The sequence below is a fragment of the Marinifilum fragile JCM 15579 genome, assembly GCF_001310955.1.
GTDB lineage: Bacteria > Bacteroidota > Bacteroidia > Bacteroidales > Marinifilaceae > Marinifilum > Marinifilum fragile.
Genome location: NZ_BAZX01000001.1, coordinates 235137 through 258986 on the forward strand (window position 1 = coordinate 235137; position 23850 = coordinate 258986).

Consider the following 23850-nt stretch of genomic DNA (forward strand, 5'->3'; position numbering starts at 1 on the left):
ATATCTATTAATTTGTAGGTTCAATTTATTTTGTTTAAATCTGGACTCAAGTTATTACTAAAATTTCAGAAATAAAAAAATGATGTACGTAATCGAACAGTTCGTGTATTGAATTCGTTCAAACTTTGGACAGGATTTTGGTGTTGATTTAGTTTAAGTAGTTGTAATTCAATTTTAAGTTGTGTTTGGCATGAAAGTGGTTATTATTTGGGCGTGTTTGAAAAAGGTATATAACAAGTCAAAAAAATATGGATAGAATTATTGAGAAGAAGCCATGGTATCTTCGAAAGAAAAATTGGTATCTGGCTATTGGTGTAATTGCCATAGTTATTCTCTACTCAGCATTTTTAGGAACATCAGGATTAAGTTTTAGAGTAGATGAAGAAACACTTTCGATTGCTGATGTAAAAAACGATTATTTTCAGGAGTACATTGCCAGAACCGGTACAGTAAATCCAATAACAACGGTTTATCTGGATGCCATTGAGGGAGGTCGGGTAGAAGAGATTTTACTGGAGGAAGGAAGTATGGTGAAAAAAGGTGATGTTATTCTTCGCCTTAGTAATTCGGAATTGAATTTGCAAATTTTGAATTCGGAAGCAGCTTTTACTGAGCAGGTTAATAGATTAAGAGATACTCGTTTGAGTATGGAACAAGATCGATTAAATATTAAGCGCAACTTGCTGGATATTGATTTAAATTTAGCGAAGAGCAAAAGACAATATACTCGAAACAAAACTTTTTACGAAAAAGATCTAATTGCACAAGAAGAATTTGAGGCATCAAGAGATGATTATTTTTATCACAAAAAAGTAAGAGATTTATTATTGGAGCGCCAAAAGACCGATTCGCTTTCCAGAACCATTCAAATTGAAAGACTGGAATCGAACTTGAGAAAGATGGAAGATAATCTGGATTTGGTACGAGAAAAATTGCAAAATTTGAACGTAAAAGCACCTGTTAGTGGTCAGTTGGGAGCATTAAATGCTGAACTTGGAGAGTCTAAATCAAAAGGGCAGAGACTTGGGCAGGTAAATGTGCTTGATAATTACAAGATCAATGCAATGGTTGATGAGCTTTATATTGCTAGATTGAATAAAGGCTTAAATGCAAGTTTTAAATTTAATGGGAAAGAATATCAATTGGTTGTATCAAAGGTGTATCCAGAGGTTAGAAATGGTCAATTCGAAATTGATTTGAAATTCGCCAGCGAATTACCTAACGGAATACGAACTGGTCAGACTTTCAGAACGAAAATAGAATTAGGAGAACCAAGAGAAGCATTGTTGATTCCAAGGGGAGGATTTTTTCAAAGCACTGGTGGACAATGGATATTTGTCGTGGATCCTTCGGGAGAATTTGCCGTAAGAAGAGAAATTAAGTTAGGAAATCAGAATCCAAAATATTATGAGGTTTTAGAAGCTTGGAGCCAGGTGAAAAGGTAATCACAAATAGTTATGAACTGTATGGCGAATCTGAGAAATTACTTTTAAAGTAAACTGATGATTAAAATTTTACTCAATACTGTTATTCGTAATTTGTACAAGCAAAAGGCGTATTCTATAATTAATATTTTAGGATTGGCTACAGGAGTAACTTGTACACTTTTGATACTGATTTGGGTAAATTATGAGCTTAGTTTTGACACCTATCATAAGAATGTAGATAGGATATATACGGTTTATGAAAATCAAAAATATGCTGATGGGGATATTTTTTCCGTGTATTCAACGCCAAGCCCTCTTGCAGCATCTTTAAAGGAAGAATATCCGGAGGTTGAATATTCTTCGAGATTGGTAAGTACATGGGGGCAATTGGTATTATCTTCCAATGGAAAAACAGTTGTTGAAACAGGAGGAAAAATTGTTGATCCAGATTTTTTTAAAATATTCTCCATTCCAGTTTTGTATGGTGATTATATAAGTCCTTTGGAGAATGAAAGTACAATTGTTTTAAGCCGAAGATTATCAGAAAAGCTTTTTGGAGATATTGATCCCATAGGATTAAGTATAGAGATTAATTCAAACTATCAATTTGTAGTAGGTGCAGTGATAGAAAATGCACCGGAAAACTCTTCAATACATTACGATTTTTTTCTTCCATTTAAATTTTTTAAAGAGTATTGGGAGTATGATTTAAACGATTGGGAAGCAAACTCCTTTCATACATTTGTAAAGTTGAAGGATGGAGCCAATAGTAAATATTTGGCTGAAAACATCCGAAAACATGTGCAGCAGCGAATTCCATATTCTAACGTAGAGTTGGATTTACAGGCATTTGAGAAGTATCACTTGTATTCGATTAGCAAAAACAAAGCTGGTCCAATATGGTATGTTCAGGTGTTTTTATTGGTTGCAGTACTAATACTTTTGATAGCTTGCTTTAATTATATGAATTTGGCTACTGCCCGTTCTGAACGAAGAGCCAGGGAAGTTGCAATTCGAAAGGTTGTGGGAGCCCAAAGACGAGGTTTGGTTGGACTGTTTTTAACTGAGTCAATAGTGTTTACAACCATTGCACTTGGGTTAGCTATTGTTTTTGTTGAGTTATTATTGCCTGTTTTTAGTGATCTTACCAATAGAACGTTGACATTAAATCCAGGAAATTTGAAGTTTTTAATCGCAGTAGTTTTAATTGTTTTAAGTACTGGAGTTTTATCTGGGAGTTATCCAGCACTTTTCCTTTCATCCTTTTTACCAATTCAAGTGATAAGAGGTGTGTTTAGGCAAGATTCAGCCATGTTACGAAAAATATTGGTAATTATTCAGTTTACCATGTCAATTACACTTTTTATTTGCACTTGCGTGGTATATAAACAACTGAACTTTCTACAAGATTCTGATGTTGGCTATAACAAGGATAATATAGTGTATGTTGAAATGCTGGATGATTTTTACGAGGAATATTCAGAGCTGAAAAGTGAATTGTTAAAGATTCCGGGAGTGCATTGGGTGACAGCAGCCAACCAAATGCCGGTTAATTTTCTGAACTCAACATGGGATGTGAATTGGCCTAATAAGGAAGAAGATTCAGAGGAAGTCCTGTTTCAATTATCATTTGTCGATTTTGATTTCCTGGAAACATTTGAAATGGATGTGATACAAGGGCGTGGTTTTTCGAAAGAGTTTGGAGAAGATACATTGAAATTCATAATTAATGAGTCTGCTGCAGAAAAAATGGGCATGGTTTATACCATAGGCGAAAAAATAAGTCTTTGGAATTATACAGGAGAAGTGATTGGAATAGTAAAGGACTTTAATTTTAATAGTTTACAAGTTGGCGTTGACCCTTTAATAATGATGAGAAACCCAAAATCTTTTAAGTATATAGGAATTAGGGTTGGTGAAGATAAAGATCCAATAATCAATAAAATAAGAAAGGTTTGGAACCGGAAGTTTACAAATATTCCATTCAATTATAGATTGTTAGAAGAAGATTTTGATTATTTCTATCAAGCAGAATCAAGAATGGGAAAATTGTTTGCCTCATTCACGGCAATTGCATTTATTATTTCTAGTCTTGGATTATTCGGTTTGGTTTCATTCATCACTGAAAATAAAGCAAGAGAAGTGGCATTACGAAAAGTATTTGGAGCTGATGTTGACAATGTATTCCAGTTGTTATATAAAGAAATTTTAAGGTGGATTGTTTTATCAATTGCCATTGCGTGGATCATATCATTTTTTGCTATGGAATGGTGGTTAAATGGATTTGCTTACAGAATTGAAATAGGGGTTGGGATATTTGTTCTGGCAGCGGTTCTATCGCTTTTAATTGCGTTTCTAACCATTTACAAGCAGATAGCACGTTTGGTTAAAATTGCTCCTGCACATATTTTGAAATACGAATAAATTATAAATAAAAAGGCTATGATTAAAACTAAAAATTTAATTAAAATTTTCCGAACAGATGAGGTGGAAACCACTGCTCTTAATAATGTGAATTTAGAGATCAGCGAAGGTGAATTTGTTGCCATTATGGGGCCTTCGGGATGTGGAAAGTCTACACTATTAAACATTATTGGTTTGCTGGATAATCCAAGTGAAGGAGAATTACATTTTAATGGATATCAGGTAGAAAATTATACAGAACGTCAAAGAACTAACCTACGAAAGGAAAACATTGGTTTTGTATTCCAAAGTTTTAATCTAATTGATGAGTTAACTGTTTTTGAAAATGTTGAGCTGCCTTTGCTTTATATGAAAGTATCTGGTTCTGAGAGAAGAAGACGAGTGACTGAAGCTTTGGAAAGGATGAAAATTGCACACAGAGCAAAACATTTTCCTCAGCAATTATCTGGTGGACAGCAGCAAAGAGTGGCTATCGCAAGAGCTGTTATCTCAAATCCTAAATTAATACTTGCCGATGAGCCTACTGGTAATCTCGATTCAGCTAACGGAGAAGAGGTTATGAACCTTTTGACACAGCTAAATGAAGAAGGGACTACCATTATAATGGTTACTCACTCTCCATCTGATGCAGATCGAAGCCATAGGATTATTCAACTGTTTGACGGTCATGTAGTGACGGAAAATATGAGACAAAAATTATAAGATCCCAAGCCCACATCTACTTGTTTCATTAATGGAATTGATATGTTTAAAAATTTCTTAATTACTATTATTCGAAATTTTAATCGAAATAAGTTTTATACAGTCCTAAATGTAGTTGGATTGTCTGTGGGATTGGTATGTGCAATTCTTATTGTGCTATTTATACAAGAGGAATTATCCTACGATAAGTACAATGTAAATCATAAGAGAATTGTAAGGCTGGCATCTGATTTTACGCTTAATGGCAAACGCGACAGAGTTGCTACATCATCTATGCCTTTTGGGCCAACTTTCAAGCAAGAATTTCCTGAAGTAGAAGAGTTTGTTAGAATTCATGGATCAGGGCGACAGCAGTTTCGATATAACGACATAGAATTTTATGAAGAAAGAATTGCGTACGTTGATTCAAGCGTCTTTAAGGTTTTTAGCTATAATTTAATTCAGGGTGATCCTGATAAGGCACTTAGTGAGCCATATACCATTGTTTTAAATGAAACTTTGGCCAAGAGGTATTTTGGTGATGAGGATCCGATAGGAAAAGTTTTAATTGTTGGTGAGAATAACTCTTTTACGGTTACTGGTGTAATGAAAGATATTCCGAGAAACAGTCACTTTAAATTTCGTGGATTTTATTCTATGAAAACTCTCGAATCTATTCGTGGAGTAGAGGAGTTTAATAGTACTGAACCAATAACATTTTGGAATTTTAGTAATTACACTTTCTTGTTGTTGAAGAAGAATACCAATATAGATGCACTACAATCTAAATTTCCTTTGTATTATAATAAGTATATGAAATCGGTGGGCGATAAGTTGGGGGTAGAATATCATCTGATCGTTCAAAAACTTGCCGATATTCACTTAAAGTCAGATCTGCAATGGGATGCACCTACAGGAAATGTTAAATACATATTTATATTATCAGCCATAGCCTTTTTTATTTTATCAATTGCTGGGATTAACTACATGAATATGGCTACAGCTCGTTCATCAAAGCGAGCTAGAGAAGTAGGTGTTAGAAAAGTTGTAGGAGCCCATCGCGATACTTTAATTCGTCAGTTTCTGATGGAGAGTTTATCGCTAACATTTCTGGCTTTGATGATTGCGATAATTGTTGTTGAGTTAATATTACCGCTTTTTAATTCTTTGGTGGATAAAGATTTATCGCTTTCGGTTAGCGAAACTCCGGAAATATTGGTGTTTAGTATAGTACTAGCATTGATATTGGGAATAGTTTCTGGTAGTTATCCTGCTTTTTACCTGTCATCCTTCCATCCAGCTACTATCTTAAAAGGTTCTACCATAAAAGGAAAAGCGGGAGGATTGCTTCGAAAGCTTTTGGTTATTTCACAATTTACTGTTTCAGCCATAATGATAAGTGGAACTATAATCGTTGGAGTGCAGCTAAATTACATGAATAACAAAGATATGGGTTTTAGCAAAGAGGATGTTTTGGTTAGTATTGTTAGAGATTCATTAATGCGAACCAAGATTGAACCATTAAAAGATGAATTGCGGAAAAATCCAAATATAAACTCGGTTGCAACTTCAAACTCTCTTATAGGATTTGATGGAGCGAAAACGGTGCATTTGTACGAGGGAGAAGAAGGAATGGAGCAATATGTACTTAATTTTAGTGTGATTGATTTTGATTATCTGGATATGATGCAGATGAAGATCATGCAAGGCAGAAAATTCGACAGGAAAATTGCTTCGGATACCTCTAGCGCATTCATAGTGAATCAGGCTGCAGCAAGAAAGTTCAACTGGAATGAAAATGCAGTAGGTAAAAAGTTGCAATTGGGTGTTGAATTGGAAGGAGAGGAAGATGATGACGATATCATGAAAGGAGAGGTGATTGGTGTTGTTGCTGACTTTCATTATCGACCATTGCGTGAAAATATAGAACCAATCAACTTTTTAGTAAGTGAAAATCCTAGTCATCGAAGAGTTCTGTATGTAAAGCTAAATCAGGAAAACAGAGAGGAAAGTATAAAGTATATTGAAAGTGTTTGGAATAAATTTAGTCCGAAAATGGCCTTCAATTATTTCTTTTTGGATGAAAGGCTGAGGAAGAATTATGATTCTGAAGTAAGATTAACCTGGATATTTTCGATCTTTTCTTTGTTGAGCATTTTAATTGCCTCTCTTGGTTTGTTTGGTCTGTCTTCATTTATGGCAGAGCAGAGAAACAAAGAGCTAGGTATCCGAAAAGTGCTGGGTGCTTCGGTAAATCAATTGGTAAATCTTTTAACCAAGGAGTTTGTTCGATTAATTCTTATAGCAAATATTCTTGCTATTCCAATTGCATATTGGGCGATGAATTCGTGGCTAAATGACTTTTCATATCGCATAGAAATTAGTTGGTGGATATTTTTCCTTACTCTAATTGTATCCTTGGTGATTGGCGTATTTACAGTTTCATGGCAATCTTACAGGGCGGCTTCTGCCGATCCGGTAAATGCAATTAAATATGAATAATTATACCTAACCTAATACCTAATAAATATGAGAGAAATTTGTGTGCCAATTCCGTTTACTGATGATGAACAGGTGGCAGAAGTGGAAGTGAAATTTGCTAATCGAAAAATAAGTGTTCAATATCGATTAGAGTCTTTTTTGTGGGATGTAAGTGATGATGCGAATTTTAATCCTGAGGATGGGATCGCAGAGGATTTGATGAAAATTTACAAGCTTAAAAAATTAATAGCCGATTATGATCAGCCTGGGAATTGATACAGATATTTACGCCTTCCGAAAATTCAAAATACATTCAAGTTTTGTTCCGAAAAAAATAAAATTACCTTGCAGCTGTAACTAATGCATAGGTTGTGCGTCATACAATCGATTCAGAACAATAAAAGCTGCGAATATGGAATATCTAAGTAAGATTGTATTATTTTTTTCTTTGTTTTTTACTATTCTATTGAGTGCTTTAGGTATTAAGGCACAAAATTATCCTTGCTATTTATATGGCTCTATAACTACGGTTGATGGAGATGTTTATGAAGGACCAATCAGATGGAATGATGAAGAAGTATTTTTAACGGATGTTTTTAATTCTGAAAAGATAGAAAATCCATATTTGAAATATATAAAGGAAGAAAAAAAGAGGGTAGTTGAATACAAAAGAAAAAGAAGAACATCTTGGTATAGAGTGGAATACAGTGATGAGCAATCCTACAGTGCTTTTAATCGAAAATTTGAATGCCGATTTGGTGATATTAAATCCATTTCTATCACAGGAAGGGAATCTGTTAATTTGGAGCTTAAAACAGGAAAATTCATAAACTTATCAGGTGGATCTAATGATGTTGGCAATCAGGTTTGGATCATGGATCATGAATTGGGTTTGCTTAAAATAGATTGGAACAGAATTGATGTTGTAAATTTTTATTCTCCAGAGAAGCAGCCTGTTGAAAATTTTGGAGAACCGATTTATGGTAAAATTACCACTACAATAGGCGAGTTTACAGGCTTCATTCAATGGGATCATGATGAAAGATTACTACAGGATAAATTGGATGGAGAAAGCCGTGATGGTGATATGGATATACCATTTACCAAAATCAGTAAAATTCAAAAAGAGGAGAATGGTTCAAGAATTACCTTGCTATCAGGTCGTAATTTGATGTTAAGATCTTCGAATGATGTATCACGAAATAACAGGGGCATAATTGTCACCATACCAAATGTTGGACGTATTGACTTTACATGGAAACACTTTTTATCCCTTGATTTATTGCCACTTCCCCAAAGTGCAATGACTTGTTTTTCTGAATTTAATGACTCGGAAAGGTTGTACGGTAAGATAACTAACAATGAGGGAGAAACTTTTGAAGGTGTAATTGTTTACGATTTAGATGAGGCAATGGATTCTGAAATTTTAAATGGTCTTAACGATGAACTGGAATTTTCGTTACCATTCAGAAATGTGAGAAAGATTATTCCGAAAGCATACAATTATTGTTTGGTAGAGTTAAAAAGTGGACAAAATTTATTTTTAGGCGACCAAACTGATGTTTCTGGGAAGAATGCAGGAATATTAATTTTTACAGGAAATGATAATTGCAAGATTTTTGATTGGGAAGATATACAAGAAATAGAGTTCTTTTAATTAAGTCGATAAAATGCATATAATCGCGTAAAACTATTGAAAAACCTGATTGTTCGAAAGAATGATCAGGTTTTTTAAGTTTTTGATTTAATATGAATTACAGATGTTCGATTTTTGTAGATCAAAAAATACTTTTTCAGCTTAGTGGAATAAAGTGAAAAAATGATCTGCAAATAATCTGGAGTAATAATTAATATGTTGAAATTTTTCCCCAAATTTGAAACTTATTTGTTTTTCTCTCGTCAAAACAAGAAGTTCTTTCATGAAAAGAATAATTGATTTTATCTAACCTATTGGTGAGTTTGACTGATTAGAATTCTGTTTGTTATGAAAAGGTATGGTATACGTTTTTTACTATTAATATTATTACATACTGTTTATATTACTGCGGAAGCACGTGATTTTTACTGGATTGGAGGCTCAGGAAACTTTAATGATATTCAGCATTGGAGTGATCAGCCAGGAGGGAAAGTAAATCCTGATGCTTTATTGCCAGACAAGGATGATAATGTTTACTTCGATGAATTTTCATTTCCTGATCCTGGTGCAGAGGTTGTAATTACAAGTGTTGCTCGATGTGCAAATATGCATTGGGGAAATGTAAAGAATATGCCAACACTTAAAACCGATGCCAATCCAGCTCACTATTTGGTAATATATGGTGGTGTTACTTTTAGCAATCAAATGGTAATCGACCTTGATCGACCATTATATTTTCGTGCAAATACATTAGGTAATACAATTGATTTTGGTGGGAACACATTCGATGGTGATTTAATTTTTGAAAATAATGGTGGATGGAGAATCACCAATTCATTAAATATTTTGGATAATGATATCCAATTTAATCAAGGAACTTTAAGTATTGAAGCAGAAGTGAATTGCGGACGAATTGTTTCGAATACAACCATTTCGAGAGAATTGTACTTGAATTCTGCTACCATTAACTTAAATAAACCTGGAGAGTCTGTATTTAGTTTTCAAACAGATAACCTAAATGTCGAGGCAGGTAATTCCACAATAAAAGTTTTATCAGATAACTCAAGTATTGAAACATCAGGTAGCGAAAAGATAGATTTTTACGATGTGATATTTTCTGGAAATTCAGGAGCTGTTGTTAATACGAGTTTACGTGCCAATTTTAACAAACTAAGGTTTGAGAAAGATGGTAGTTTAAGTGGTCCAAATGATTTTCAAGAATTGGAATTTACAGAGGGTTATTCCTATACTATAGATAAAGATATCCAAAATGTTCATGTCCTGTTTACTGCAATAGGGCAATGTCATGCATTTATAAATATTACAGGAGGTTCTGCAGGAGGATTTATTTCAGCAGATGGTGTAGCTTTAGATTACTTAAAGGTTAGAAATGTAACTGCAACAGGTACAGCAGCCCCTTTTAATGCACTTAATTCCTATGACTTGGGCGCAACTTCGGGTTGGACTTTTGGCGCTCCTTCTTCAGATGATTATACGTGGAACGGAAATGGAGGAGATAACAATTGGGGAAATCATGAGAACTGGGATAAAGATTGTGTCCCATCCAGAAATAATAATGCTATTATCCCTAACGGTGTTACTGTGAATGTTAATGTTCCAGCAGAATGTAAGGATCTTGAGATTCAAGGAACATCTACATTAGAGGGAAATAAAAACCTGGAAATATATGCATCATTAAAGGCTACAGATGCAATTTGGGATTTTGATGGTCAAACCACATTGAAAGGTGGAGGTACGATTTCTTTAAATGCTACAATGTCAGGAACCTTAATGGTAGATGCAAAAGCGAATACTTATACTTTAAGTACAGCACTGGATGTAGCAAACGAATTACATTTGATTTCGGGAACATTAAATGCAGCTAATTTTACAATTGATGTAAACCGATTTGTGTCAAATTCATCGGAGCCAAGGACATTAAATATTGCGAATGCAAAAATTGATATCAATGCAGGAGTTTTAAAAGCTTGGCATGTTCAGGGAACAGGCTTTGCCTTTTTAGGATCAGGATCAGAAATTACTCTTTACCAAAGCGGTGCTGAATTTTATAATAACAATACCGATGGAATTACTTATGAAAAAGTTCTATTCCATCCTCAAGATAATCAGGTGTTTTTAACCAATGAAAATGCATCAGATTATCCTGGTTTTAAAGAATTGATTTTTAATGGAAGTGCGAAGCTTTCTGGGAATCATCAATTTGATAATATCACCTTTGCGGCAGGAAAAGAGTATTTATTTCAGGCAGGAAGTACTCAGAAAATTTTGGAAATAGATGGCCTAAATGCTGTTGGTACTTGTTCTGAAAACATTTCGCTTAAAGGTGATGGCGGAGTAGCATTCATTGATAGTGATGTAAATTCAAAGAACATTGTTCGTGTCAGAGTTGAAGATGTGAATGTTGTTGGTGGAATGGCTAATGTTTTGGAAGCTAGAGAATCTATTGGTGTTTCGGGCTATGAAGGTTGGGTTTTTCCTGATGATTTATTGGGCGGAGACGTTTATTGGACAGGTAATGTTGATGATAATTGGTTCGAAGCTGGTAACTGGGATACAGGTTGTATTCCAACCAGAAAAGACAACGTATATTTTGAAGATGCTAAGGTTACAGGTAGTTTTGCTGTTAATATTTCACTAAGAGGACGGATTGCAGAGTGTAACAATATAACTTGGAGTGCTGCAACTAATATGACTTTTTCAGGCGATCAACCATTAAATGTATTTGGTAGTCTTGATATGTCAGGCATGGCAGCAGGAAAGAATTTATTTTCGGGAGAAATAAACTTTAAAGCTGAAAATGATCCTCAAACGATTAATATTGGTGTAGTTGAATTAATTAGCGATCTTAATTTCATCGGAAACGAACAGGAAGATGGCAGTTGGAAAGCTAGTTCCTGGAGTATCACTTCATATCTTATTACAACAGGTACGATTGACCTGAAACAAGGTGAGTTATCTACCAATGGAAATGAAATTGAAAGCAAGGAATTTTACTCTAATTATGGTATAGATAATGTACGTTCGTTGAATTTATCTTCCACAATTCTTAAAGTTGAAAAGTTTGAAGTTTCTGCAGAAGCATTTACACTTTCTTCTGGAACTTCGGAAGTTCGATTGACAAAGGCAGGAGAGTTTATTGTTTCTGCTGGCGATGAAGATTTAGCATTTAATAACCTGACTTTTGAAGAGCCAACAGGAAATGCATATGTTGATATTTTTGCAGATAATGTAAGTTTTAATGAAATGGTATTTAAAGGTAATACCTATTTCAGAAAACCAACTCCTTCCAAATTGAGTTTTACGGCCCAAAGTATTCAAATGGCAGTAGGAAAAACTTATGTGTTTGAAAGTAGACAAGAGTTTGAATTCGAGAATATTATTGCCAATGGAGCATGTGAAGGAACGATTGATATTTCTGGTTCAGGTTCTGACGCAGCCATATTCAGAGCTAAAGCAGGAGTTACCAATATAGAAGTTAGCTCTGTTAATTTATTAAATGTTCATGCGGACCCGGACAATGTATTTGTTGCAAAATCATCATTGGATTTGGGAAACACGACAGGTTGGAAATTTGAAGAGGAACCAACAGGAAGAGATTTATTTTGGATTAATGGAGAAGGAGATTGGGATGATCCAAACCATTGGGCAACATCTTCAGGTGCTGCTGCTTCAGGTGGAGTTGCGGATGGTTGTGTGCCAACAGCTAAGGATAATGTTTTTTTCGATGTAAATTCATTCACTGGATTTGATCAAAATGTTCGCACAGGATCTGGTGATATCCGTTGTAGAACAATGGATTGGACAGGATCTGAAACCGCACGACCTAATTTTGTAATGGGAGATACTGATATTTCAGGTGTTTACATTTACGGTTCGTTCATTTTAAATGATCAACTTGATATTGATTTATCACCAGTGGTTGACTTTTATTTCAGAGCAACTGAGGCACAAACTATCAATACATTTGATTATATATTTCCTAATGTTGTTGAGTTCGATGGAAAAGGTGGAGTTTGGATAATGAACTCTGATTTTCAGACAGAAGGAGATTTGTTTGTTCGTCATGGTAAGTTAATTGCGAATGGAAATTTAGTTGAATGTAAAAGTTTAACCTCAATTGAAACTCCTGCAGGAATAAACTCGAGAGGATTGGATATTACCAACTCAAACTTGATAATAAATGGAAGCGAAGATGTTTCGGGACGTTCAATTTATATCAATTTAGCGGATGAGAATTACGAGCAAGGTTTTGAATTCCAAACTGATAACAGTGTAATCAGATTAAAAGATAATGCGGATATTATTTTGTTAGGATCTGCTTTAAATAATGTGTCATTTAATGAGATAATATTTGAAAAAGGAGGAGAGTTCAATAGTGGATTCTCTGGCTTTGAAGTTTATGCATCGCATTTGTTATTCGAAGGTGATGGAATTATAAAAGGAAAGAAAAATTCATTTGGAACTCTTGAATTGGCAAGAGGTTTTGAATATAAATTAGAGAATGGCAGAACTATTACTACAGATAAATTACTTGTTGATGGTAGTTGTTTTGCACCAATATATCTGCACTCTACAAGAGATGGTGTTGGAAATGAAACGTTTCTTGTAGCAAAGAATGATGTAAATGGAAATTTCCTGGAGTTAAAAGATATTCATGCTGATATTTCTGGCGGTATAAAATACATCGCAACCAATTCCTTCGATCTAGGAAATACAAGTGGTTGGACTGTTGATGGAGTAATTGCTCCCATTGCATTGTACTGGACTGGTAATGGTGCGGATGATAATTGGAATAATCATGAAAACTGGAGTAGAGCGACTGATGGTAGCGAAGAAGGATGTGTACCTACAATTAATGATGATGTTTTCTTTACTGCTAACTCATTTTTTGGAAGTAAATTGGTAGAGTTAACTGCTGATGCCAAATGTCATAGCATGACATGGAATGATGATATTGATCCGGATGCAAGTTTTTCTGTAACTGCAAAACTCCAAATGGGAGGTTCTATGGATCTTGCCAATAGCATGACTTTGGACATGCAAGGAACTTTCGAATTTATTGGTGATGGATTAACTGATATCAAAAATGTTGATTTTGCCAATAAAAATCTGGATGGTGATGTTCGATTTGTAGGAAAAGATCAATCGTGGATTTGGCAAACTGGTTTTGTTACTTCTGGAAATTTGGAAATAGATGAAGGTTCCGTTTCTACTCAAGGCTTCGATTTTACTGTAAGTCAATTTAAATCATTGTCATTACACGATTCTGATGCAGTTCGTTCTTTTGATATGACAAACTCCATTGTTAAAGTAACTTCCAATAATATTACAAGTTGGAGTATGATAATGAATACTGCTGGAGGTTTAACTTTTACAAGTACAGATTCATACATTACTTTCGAAAATGGCGGAGGCATTTATTGTGAAACCGATGGTGAAGTTCGTTTCGGATTTGTAGATTTTGTGGATAATGGTATTATTAATATTACAAGCGGAGCAGATACAGAAAAAGGATATTTTGGTTCTGTAAGATTTATGGAAGAAGGAAAGATTTTTGGAAATACTGAATTCCTAAATCTTGAATTCACATTGGGTTACGAGAACAATACCATTGAGTCAGGAAAAACAGTTACTGTTGTGAATGATTTAAAAATGGAAGGTGTTCGTTGTTCTTACGTTTTTCTAAAAGCAAGTACACCTGGAGTTCGTGCAATACTTCACAAACCAGCAGATACTTTCAATAATATTTACAATGCATCGTTAACTGATATTCAGGGTACTACAGGTTCTGGTGCTATCGATCATCCAGTTAAATACCATTATGACAATGATAATTCTATTGGTTTTGCTGAATTAACTGATTCTAGTGGAGACGAAAATCCACCGTCGTTTGAAGAAAGTTTTGATAAACCAAGAGAAGAGTGGTGTAGCGATATTGCTGTGTTAGATCATGTTAAGGGATTTCCAATTAATAGCTCAACTACTTTCCAATGGTATTACAGTGTTGATGGAACTGCTGGTACTTATACCGAATTAGTTGGAGAAACCAACGCGGTAATCGAAGTCAATAAAAATGGATTCTACAAAGTTGAAGTTCGATATGGAAAAAATACGATAGCAGATGATGGAACAGATTGTAAAATTGAATCGACAATCGAAGTTGCACTGGGAGAAGTTTCGACTGTTTCATTAGAAATTACTGCCAACAATGTAAAATGTTTCGGACAGAGTAATGGACAAGTAATTGCAACAGTTAAAAAAAATGCAACCGGAAATTATCCTGATTATACATTTTTCTGGAAAGCGGAATCTGGTAAAGATGTAGATTCTGCTGATGATAGTGACAATTGGACAAGTACAGCTTTTGGTCTTGAACCAGGAAAATATTACGTAACCGTTGCAGATGGTAAAAAATGTGAGTTTGATACTATTGTTAATGTTTTTGATGCTTACGAATTATTAATAGATAATATTGATACGAAAGATCTTACTTGTTATACAGTTCATGAAGGAGAAATTTCGATTGATGCTTCGGGAGGAACAGGAAGCTTATCCTATTATTTGAATAACAATTTGCAAGCAAGTAAAAATATTACCGGATTGGCATCAGGTGATTATAAAGTTTTCGTCCAAGATGGAAATAATTGTAAAACAACAGAAGAAGATGTGACTATAAATTCAAATCCAGAATTAATTGTTGATTTGAATGGATTGGATCTCAAATGTTTCGGAGATAAAAATGGTGAATTTACTCCAACTGTAACTGGTGGAGTTACAGATTATTCCTATGCATGGACCGGACCTGATGGATATTCTTCTACAGATACTAATATTTCTGGATTAGCTGGAGGATTGTATAAATTAACAGTTACCGATAAGGTTGGATGTACTGCATCAAAGGATCAGGAACTGAATGAGCCAACGGAACTTATTGCAGAAGAGTTGGTTGTGGATGATGCCAATTGCCATGGAGAGAATTCAGGTGAAATATTTGTAGTGGGAGGGCAGGGGACTCCTGACTACCGCTATTTCCTTGATGGAGTGGAAGAAAGCACCGGAATATTCAAAAGTTTAGCCCCTGAGAATTACGTATTACGTATCGTTGATGCCCATGGGTGTATATTCGAGAAAGAAATCACTGTAAGGGAACCAAACAAAATTGGATTTGTAATTGCCGATATCGTTTTACCTTCTTGTGAAAAATCTGAAGATGGAATTATTCATGTTACACCGTATGGTGGAAATGATGGTTACACCTATACATGGACTGGTCCGAATGACTACAAATCATATGAGCAAAATATTGAAAACCTAGTTTCGGGAAAATATGCATTGCAAATTTCTGACAAGAAAAATTGTTCACAAATTGACACAGTAAAATTAGATCTAGGTTTGAGTCTTCAGCTTGGTGTTGTGGTAGAACAACATGTTGAAATAGCCGGAACAAATCAGGGAATTTTGGCATTGGAATTATTTGAAGGAACAATGCCTTACACTTTTACAGTAACAGGACCAAGTGGAACTTTTAGTAGCCCTGATAATTTTGATGAAAATTATTACTTGATTGAGAATTTGGCAGCAGGAGTTTACAATGTTGTTGCTACTGATGCATCATCTTGTACGACAGTTGAAAAGTCTGTGATTATTGAAAGTCCCGGACAAGTGTTTGCCTATATTGATCAGGTAAAACCAATGGGGTGTGTTGGTTCGTCGGATGGTGAATTGGAAGCGGTTGCTCGTGGAGGATCAGGGACTTATACGTATTCGTGGTCTGGACCATCTGGTTATTCAGGAAGTGGAAAAAATATATCCGGTTTAGAACCAGGAACTTATTCGCTTTCTGTGAGTGATGGAGGAAGTACTGCAAATGCAACATTTGAGCTTTTACCAGCTGATCCTATTATTGTTAGTGTTAAAAATTTTAAAAATGTAAGTTGTTACCAGGCAGCTGATGGACAAATAGAATTATTGGTAGATACTGGTGGTGCAGACTATACCGTGGAATGGACCAATGATCTTGGAAAAGGATTTTTATCTTCAGCAAAGAAAATTATGAATCTGGAACCAGGTATCTATACCTATACCATTACAACTTCAAAAGGATGTTCGGTTTCTGGTAATCAGCAAATTACGGAGCCCATAGTTTTGAATGTTAAGGCTAATTATACAGATATTAGTATTGAAGGGGAGCGTGATGGAACTGTTTCAGCAGATTTTGGAGGAGGAACTGCACCATATACGGTATTGATTTCTGGGCCGAAAGGTTATTCTTATGCAGAAGTTGACAATACCTCAGGAACAATATCGGTGAATGGGCTTGAAATGGGTGTGTACGAAGTTGCCGTAATAGATGCCAATGGTTGTAGAATTGAGGATGTTACGAAAGTGCATGAACCTTCAAAATTATTGCTTTATACTTCATCGGTAACACACATCACTTGTCCGGGAGGTACGGAAGGAGCTATTAATCTGGAAGTTGAAGGAGCTAGTGATCCCGAAAATTTAACTTTTAGTTGGTCGGGTGATAATCATTTTAGGAGTGCCAGCCAGAATATAAACAATTTAAGTGCAGGAACTTATCATGTTAAAGTGTATGATTCTGGTGGTGATCCGGGATATGAAGAGCAAACACTATCTGTAATTGTGGAAGAGCCAGATTTACTGGATATTGAGGTGAATACGAAAAACATTTCATGTCCGGGAATGAATGATGGATACATTAATATTCAACCAAAAGGCGGAACACCTGGTTATGAGTATGCTTGGACTGGAACTGGTGTTGATGTTAATATGGAGGATCAGGAAAATTTAGCTCCAGGTCTATATACTGTAAATATCACAGACATAAATGGTTGTAAATCTGAAGATGTTGAAATAGAGATTACTGAGCCGGAGCGACTTTTGGTTGCGGTTGAGGATAGTAAAGATCCTACATGCTATGGTTTGGAAAACGGTTGGATTCAATTAAATATTAGTAATGGAACAGCGCCTTATATTATCGATTGGGACAACTATGGTAGTGTTACCCAGCGAATTGAGGAATTAACAAGAGGCGTTTATGACTATACTGTTGTTGATGATAACGGGTGTAGCGAAAGTGGTTCGTTTACTTTAAATCAGCCAGACACATTAATAGCTCAAATTAATGATGTGGATAATGTTGATTGTCACGGTGATGGAACGGGAAGAGCATTAGTAGAAATAACTGGTGGTACACCTGACTATACAATCCTTTGGTCTGATGGGCAAGATACAGCAGAGGCAACGGATCTTAAACTTGGAAAATATGAAGTGTCAGTTATTGATGCTCAGGGATGTACAGATGTTTCGGAGGTTGATATATTTGAACCTGAATCATTGGCAATAGAAGTAGAGGTAATTAGGCCAACTACTTACGATGCAATGGATGGGGCTATTGGTGTAAATGTATCTGGTGGAGTAAAAGATTATTCATACACTTGGCTCAAGGAAGATATATCCCTAGGATTTACGTCTCAAACTATTGAAGATATTGACAGAGGTGTATACAAGCTGGAATTGAAAGATGCTAATAATTGTCCGTTGGATACGACAATTGTAGTTGAATATTTATTTGAACGCAGGATACGCATACCAAAAGCATTTACACCAAATTCAGATGGTTACAACGATTATTGGGATATAGAAAGAATTGAGTTTATCCAAGATCTGAAGATCGTGATTTATGATCGTTGGGGTAAGGCTGTGTATAAATTTGCAGGTACTGGAAACGAGTATAAAGGTGAACCATGGAGAGGTAATGATGGCAGTGTAAAACTGCCAATTGGATCGTATTATTACGCAGTGGAGGTTGAGGATGAAAAACCAATCATTGGAACAGTAACCATTCTGAGATAGTAAACTAGAACTTTAAAACCTGACCATTATAATCTAATGAGAAGAGCATTAATTTTATTAGGTATTCTCTTGCTTGGAATCTTTCAAGTCAAAGCGCAACAACTACCTCTTTACAGTCAGTACGTAGAGAATGGATTCTTGTTAAATCCTGCTATGGCAGGGAGTAGAATGTATTCGCCACTAAGATTAAGTTTAAGGCAACAATGGGCTGGGGTTGAAGGAGCTCCTGAAACGCAGGCATTAAGTTTTAACAAAAATTTAGGGGGTAAATGTACTACGTGTAACGTGATGGGAAATCCGCTGGCACGTCGAAACAAGCAGCGTGGTGTAGGTGTTGGAGGATATTTTTTCAATGATAAATATGGAGCCATATCGCGCACAGGAATTGAGCTTTCCTATGCCTATCACCTACAATTAAACAGACGTCGCTATGGAAAAGCTGGAACCAAGCTTTCATTTGGATTGGGAGGCGTTTTCTATCAGTATAAATTTGATGGACGCGATATACCAGTAAATGATCCTCTTTACACAGGAGGTGATATGGTAACCTATGTTCCAGATGCGAATTTTGGAGTATATCTATACAATGATGATTATTTCATAGGATTTTCTGCAGCCCACCTGTTCGAATCTTCGGTAAAGCTTGGTGATAACATTTACACCGATAATATCATGATGCGTCATTTTTACGGCACTGCTGGTTATACATTTCATTTAATGGATTTGGTAGATTTGGAGCCATCGGTAATTGTGAGAAAAACCTTGAACTCAGATGTGTATTATGATGCAACATTGAAATTGTATATCAACCATTTTTGGATGGCAGCATCTTACCGTGCAAATGATCAAATTGTGGGAATGATTGGGGTAAGCTACAATCAATATTACATTGGATATTCATACGATCATTATACCAATAACCTGATTGCTGATAGTAGTGATGGTACTCATGAAATCACTTTGGGAATCAACTTTGATATTCCGAATAAGATGAAGCGCGAAAACAGAATGCGTGAAAGAAGGGCGGCCGACCGCAACTTTAGTAAAACCCAAACGCAACGTCATAAACGAAAAAGTAAAAACTATATTTTCTTTTAAGTCAAAAGAAATTTAGATCCGGTAGAATACAGAACTACCGGATTTTTTTTATCTTCAAATTCCTAAACAATAATTCTATGCGCAATATATTATATCTGCTATGCTGCTTAAGCTTTGTGTTGGCAATTTTCTCTTGCGATAATGAAGACGGATTAAATACTGATCCTGATTTTAGTGTAAGTTTTTCGGTGGATACACTAAAATTTGATACTCTTTTTACTGGATTTGGATCTACTACCAAGCTGTTTAAGGTGTATAACAAATCTTCAAAAAAAATAAATCTGCAAGAAATTTATTTACAAGGTGAGAATTCGCCATATCGACTTAATGTAAATGGAACAGCTGAAGAAAGATTTGCCAATGTTGAAATAGGAGCGAATGACAGTCTTTTCGTATTTGTAGAGGTTGATTTAAGGCCAAAAGATACTGATGAGGCAGTTTTGCTCGAAGATGTTTTGGTGTTTAATGTAAATAATAATCTTCAAGGGGTAATTTTAAGCACTTGGAGCCAAGATGTAGTATTAATTGAGGAAGATATAGTCAATTCGCAAAATTGGACAGGAAAACGGCCTTATTTGCTTAATAAGCAAATTTCAATAATGGAGAATACTGAACTTATATTGGAGGAAGGAACTACAGTATATTTTGGGAAGAATGCAGGTTTAGATATACAAGGAACACTAAAAGCGGAAGGAAGCTTCGAAAAGCCTGTTTATTTTGGTAGTTCGCGATTAGAGGAACTGTATGAAAATGTACCTGGCCAATGGAATGGAATTCGCATTAATGAAAGTAGTAAATCAAATCAATTGAGTCATTTTATTCTGGAAGATGGTATTAATGGAATTCAATATGTAGGGAACAGTGGGGAGTTACAGTTGGAATATGGAATAGTCAGAAATTTTACAGAAAACGGAATTGCAATTACAAACGCGAACCTGCAAGCTCACGATTTGTTGTTGGTAAATTGTGGAAACGAATGTTTAAAAATTGAGAATGGTGAGCTTAATTTATTTCAATCTACACTATACAATGCTTGGAGTTTTGATATAAGAACTGAGCCAGTTGTTAAGCTTGTAAATTCTTCGGCATATATGTCCAATATTGGTAATTGCATTGTATGGGGAACTTTTAGCGACGAATTTGTTGTTGGTAATACAATTGGACTGAAAGTAGAAAATACACTCTTAAAACTAAGTAAATCGCTTCAGGATGAATATACCTCAATATTTTCTGACTGCATTTTTAATGAGGATCCTGAATTCTTATCGATTGAAGAAAGAAATTATATGCTTAGTGAAACCTCTCCTTGTATAAATACAGGAAAGCTTGAGATTGGCACGGAGTATCCAAATGATCTACTCAATAACTCAAGAACTGCTGATTCAAGCCCGGATATGGGGACTTTTGAGTTTAATAATAGTCAGGAATGAAACGAACTTGTCTTGCTTTTTTTGTGTTCCTTTTGAGTTTTTATGGCTCGGCACAATCTATCTTGGAAGGTAGGGAAGAGAACAAGCGCGGTGATTTTAGAGCCATGTTTTACAATGTTGAAAATTGTTTCGATTGTTTTGATGATAGCTTAAAGCTGGACAATGAGTTTTTATCAACTGGAGTAAGGCATTGGAATTGGGAAAAGTATCAACAGAAAGTCAATAAAATATCAAAAGTAATAATGGCCGCTGGGGGATGGGAATTTCCAGATATTATAGGCCTGTGTGAAATCGAAAATCGTTTTGTACTTGATGGGATTTTTGAATATGGTCATTTGGCTAAAATAGCTTATCAAATCATTCATAGAGAATCGCCTGATAGAAGAGGGATCGATGTTGCTTTGATGTATCAACCTGAAGTATTTCAACCAATAGATACTTCCTTTATCCAATTGGTTTACAATGGAGAAAAAGTATCTACTACCCGCGAGATTTTATATGTGAAAGCAAAGTTACACTCCAGTGACACATTACATGTGTTTGTAAATCATTGGCCTTCGCGTTGGGGAGGACAGCTTGAATCGGAGCAAAAGCGTATTTCCGCTGCAAAATTGGTAAGGCAAAAAGTAGATTCAATTTATTTGCAATCGCCAAACGCAAATGTTCTCATTATGGGTGATTTTAATGATTATCCGGAGAATGAATCCATATGTAAAACTTTAGCAGCGACTGAAATTGCTGACGAAATTAAAGATCAGCAATTGTATAATTTAGCCAGTGTTTTTGTAAAGAATGGAAGTATTGGCAGTCACAAGTACCAAGGGAAGTGGGGAATGCTCGATCAGTTTATTGTATCAGGATCATTGATGAATAAATCTGCCGTTTTGTATTGCAATAAAGATGGAATGAGTGTGTTTGCACCCGATTTTTTATTGGAAAAAGATGAAACTCATTTTGGGCTAAAACCTTACCGAACGTTTGTGGGATACAAGTACCATGGAGGTTTTAGCGATCACTTACCCATTATTCTTGACCTTTGGAGAAAATAATATAGCTTGTTTCTCATTAATAGTTGTTTATAGTTTCTGGACGAACTTCTATTCAAACCTAAATGAGTATTAAAAAATCTCTTGTGAGCTAATATTTAGTTTCTAGTGCGGTAATTGATCATTACCGCACTAGAAATATTTTTATCGATATTAATCTTCTAAACTTTCAATTAAAGCTGCAAGATTTTTTTCGTAAAGTTTGCTTCCTGTTTTCGGATCGAAATTGGAACTTGGTCCAGCAATACAGCCACCTTCGCAAGCCATTACTTCAACAAAGTTTCCACTTGTTTTACCTGTTTTGCCAAAAGCTTTTAGCATTTTAATCTTTTTCTTATCCAAACCATTTACAATTACAGGTTTGATATTCACGTAAGGTTTAACTTCAAGAACCGATTGAGCAACACCTCCGCTGGCTGCATAAGCTCTACCGTGATTCAAAATACTTTTATCTAAAAGTAAAGGTTCCTCTTTGCTAATTTCAATATTCCAACCATGAAATAGAGCTGAAAGTTCTTCGAATGTCATTACGTAATCAACATTTGGATCTTTCATTCCTTCGCGACGCTTGGCAATACAAGGACCTATAAATACAATCTTTGCATTAGGATATTTTTCTCTTGCAATTTCAGCTGCATAGTACATCGGACTCTTGGTTTCCGAAACATATTTCTGAATTTCAGGAATGTGCTTTTCGGTTGCCGAAACATATGCAGGACAACAAGAAGTAGTCATAAATGGAGCTTTGTTTTCCAAACGTTCCAATAACTCATCAGCTTCTCTTTCTGTTGTTACATTTGCGCCTTTTGCAACTTCAAGTACATCACAAAAGCCTAATTGTTTTATAGCACCCAATACGGTATCTGTACTCGATTTGAATTGACCAATAACTGCAGGAGCAACAATTGCAATGGTTTCTGTCTCTTCATCTTTTATGGATTTCATTACATCCACAATTTGTGAATTTTCCATAATCGATCCGAAAGGACAAGCAGTGATACATTTACCACAATCAATACATTTATCCTCATCGATTTGCTCGATACCATACTCATCTTTGGAAATTGCACCAACAGGACATGAATTTTCGCATGGAACAGGCATAAATATGATTGAGTGATATGGACACACGTTCATACAAATGCCACAGTTGATACATGTTATAGGATCGATTTGTGCCTGGCCATTTCCATTCCAGCTAATTGCATTTTTCGGACAGTTCATCATACAAGGATGAGCAACACAACCTTTACAAAGATTGGTAACTATGTATGAGTTTTTTACACATGAAGTACAAGCTTCATCAACAACGGTAAGGATTTTGTTGATTGGATTCTTTCTCTCCAGAGCTTCTTCTGCGTATTCTGCCAGGGTTTTTAATTCATCGCGATCATCTTCCAAATCAAATCCCAAAAGAGGAATTAATTTTTCTTTAATGATAACACGCTCTTTGAAAACACAGCATCTATCAAGATCTTTTTTTCTTCGAGGTGCCATTTCTAAAGGAATTCGATCCAATCCTTCTTTAAATTTTCCTTCATTAAAAAGTTCTGCCATTTTCGATAACAGATCTCTTCTGATAATCATTGTATTATCAACGTAGGCCATTTGGTGTACAATTATAAATAGTGAGATTGCTTAATTGCCGCAAAAGTAGATATTATGTCGAGTCTATCAAGTGCTGTTTAACAAATTGAAATAGGTTATATAACAGAAAAAAAAGTTCGGAA

The 23850-nt window shown here is 35.3% G+C and carries 11 protein-coding genes; 10 read left to right on the forward strand and 1 reads right to left on the reverse strand.

The genetic code is table 11. The features are described from left to right. The first annotated feature begins 248 nt into the window (after nt 1-248). The 10 genes from JCM15579_RS01125 (at nt 249) to JCM15579_RS01170 (ending at nt 22123) form a co-directional block, all read left to right on the forward strand. The gene (locus JCM15579_RS01125; protein ID WP_054714509.1) at nt 249-1445 is read left to right on the forward strand and encodes an efflux RND transporter periplasmic adaptor subunit; all 1197 of its coding nucleotides are present in this window, start codon (nt 249-251) and stop codon (nt 1443-1445) included. 57 nt (nt 1446-1502) lie between these two features. Next, nucleotides 1503-3851: an ABC transporter permease gene (locus tag JCM15579_RS01130; protein WP_054714512.1), complete on the forward strand. Its 2349-nt coding sequence runs from the start codon at nt 1503-1505 to the stop codon at nt 3849-3851. Between the two features lie 18 nt (nt 3852-3869). After that, nucleotides 3870-4553 (forward strand): ABC transporter ATP-binding protein, encoded by a 684-nt coding sequence (locus JCM15579_RS01135; protein WP_054714515.1) that lies wholly within the window; start codon nt 3870-3872, stop codon nt 4551-4553. Between the two features lie 42 nt (nt 4554-4595). Continuing rightward, nucleotides 4596-7034 (forward strand): FtsX-like permease family protein, encoded by a 2439-nt coding sequence (locus tag JCM15579_RS01140; protein WP_083464484.1) that lies wholly within the window; start codon nt 4596-4598, stop codon nt 7032-7034. 27 nt (nt 7035-7061) lie between these two features. Then, a complete protein-coding gene (locus JCM15579_RS01145; protein WP_054714521.1) occupies nt 7062-7289 on the forward strand; it encodes a hypothetical protein in 228 nt (75 codons plus the stop codon). A 136-nt stretch (nt 7290-7425) separates the two neighbouring features. Next, a complete protein-coding gene (locus tag JCM15579_RS01150; protein WP_054714524.1) occupies nt 7426-8670 on the forward strand; it encodes a hypothetical protein in 1245 nt (414 codons plus the stop codon). A 327-nt stretch (nt 8671-8997) separates the two neighbouring features. After that, the gene (locus JCM15579_RS01155) at nt 8998-18546 is read left to right on the forward strand and encodes a T9SS type B sorting domain-containing protein (RefSeq protein ID WP_054714526.1); all 9549 of its coding nucleotides are present in this window, start codon (nt 8998-9000) and stop codon (nt 18544-18546) included. Nucleotides 18547-18582: 36 nt separating this feature from the next. Further along, entirely contained in the window at nt 18583-19644 is a 1062-nt protein-coding gene (locus JCM15579_RS01160; RefSeq protein WP_054714529.1) for a PorP/SprF family type IX secretion system membrane protein, read from the forward strand. Nucleotides 19645-19721: 77 nt separating this feature from the next. Then, a complete protein-coding gene (locus tag JCM15579_RS01165; protein ID WP_054714532.1) occupies nt 19722-21074 on the forward strand; it encodes a hypothetical protein in 1353 nt (450 codons plus the stop codon). After that, nucleotides 21071-22123 carry an endonuclease/exonuclease/phosphatase family protein gene (locus tag JCM15579_RS01170; RefSeq protein WP_054714535.1) on the forward strand — a complete coding sequence of 351 codons (1053 nt, stop codon included), beginning with the start codon at nt 21071-21073 and terminating at the stop codon, nt 22121-22123. The genes JCM15579_RS01165 and JCM15579_RS01170 overlap by 4 nt, the downstream gene beginning before the upstream one ends. A 150-nt stretch (nt 22124-22273) precedes the next feature. Here JCM15579_RS01170 and JCM15579_RS01175 read toward each other — a convergent pair whose 3' ends face one another. After that, nucleotides 22274-23728, reverse strand: coding sequence for a monomeric [FeFe] hydrogenase (locus JCM15579_RS01175; protein WP_054714538.1), 1455 nt, complete (start codon nt 23726-23728; stop codon nt 22274-22276). Between the last annotated feature and the right edge of the window lie 122 nt (nt 23729-23850).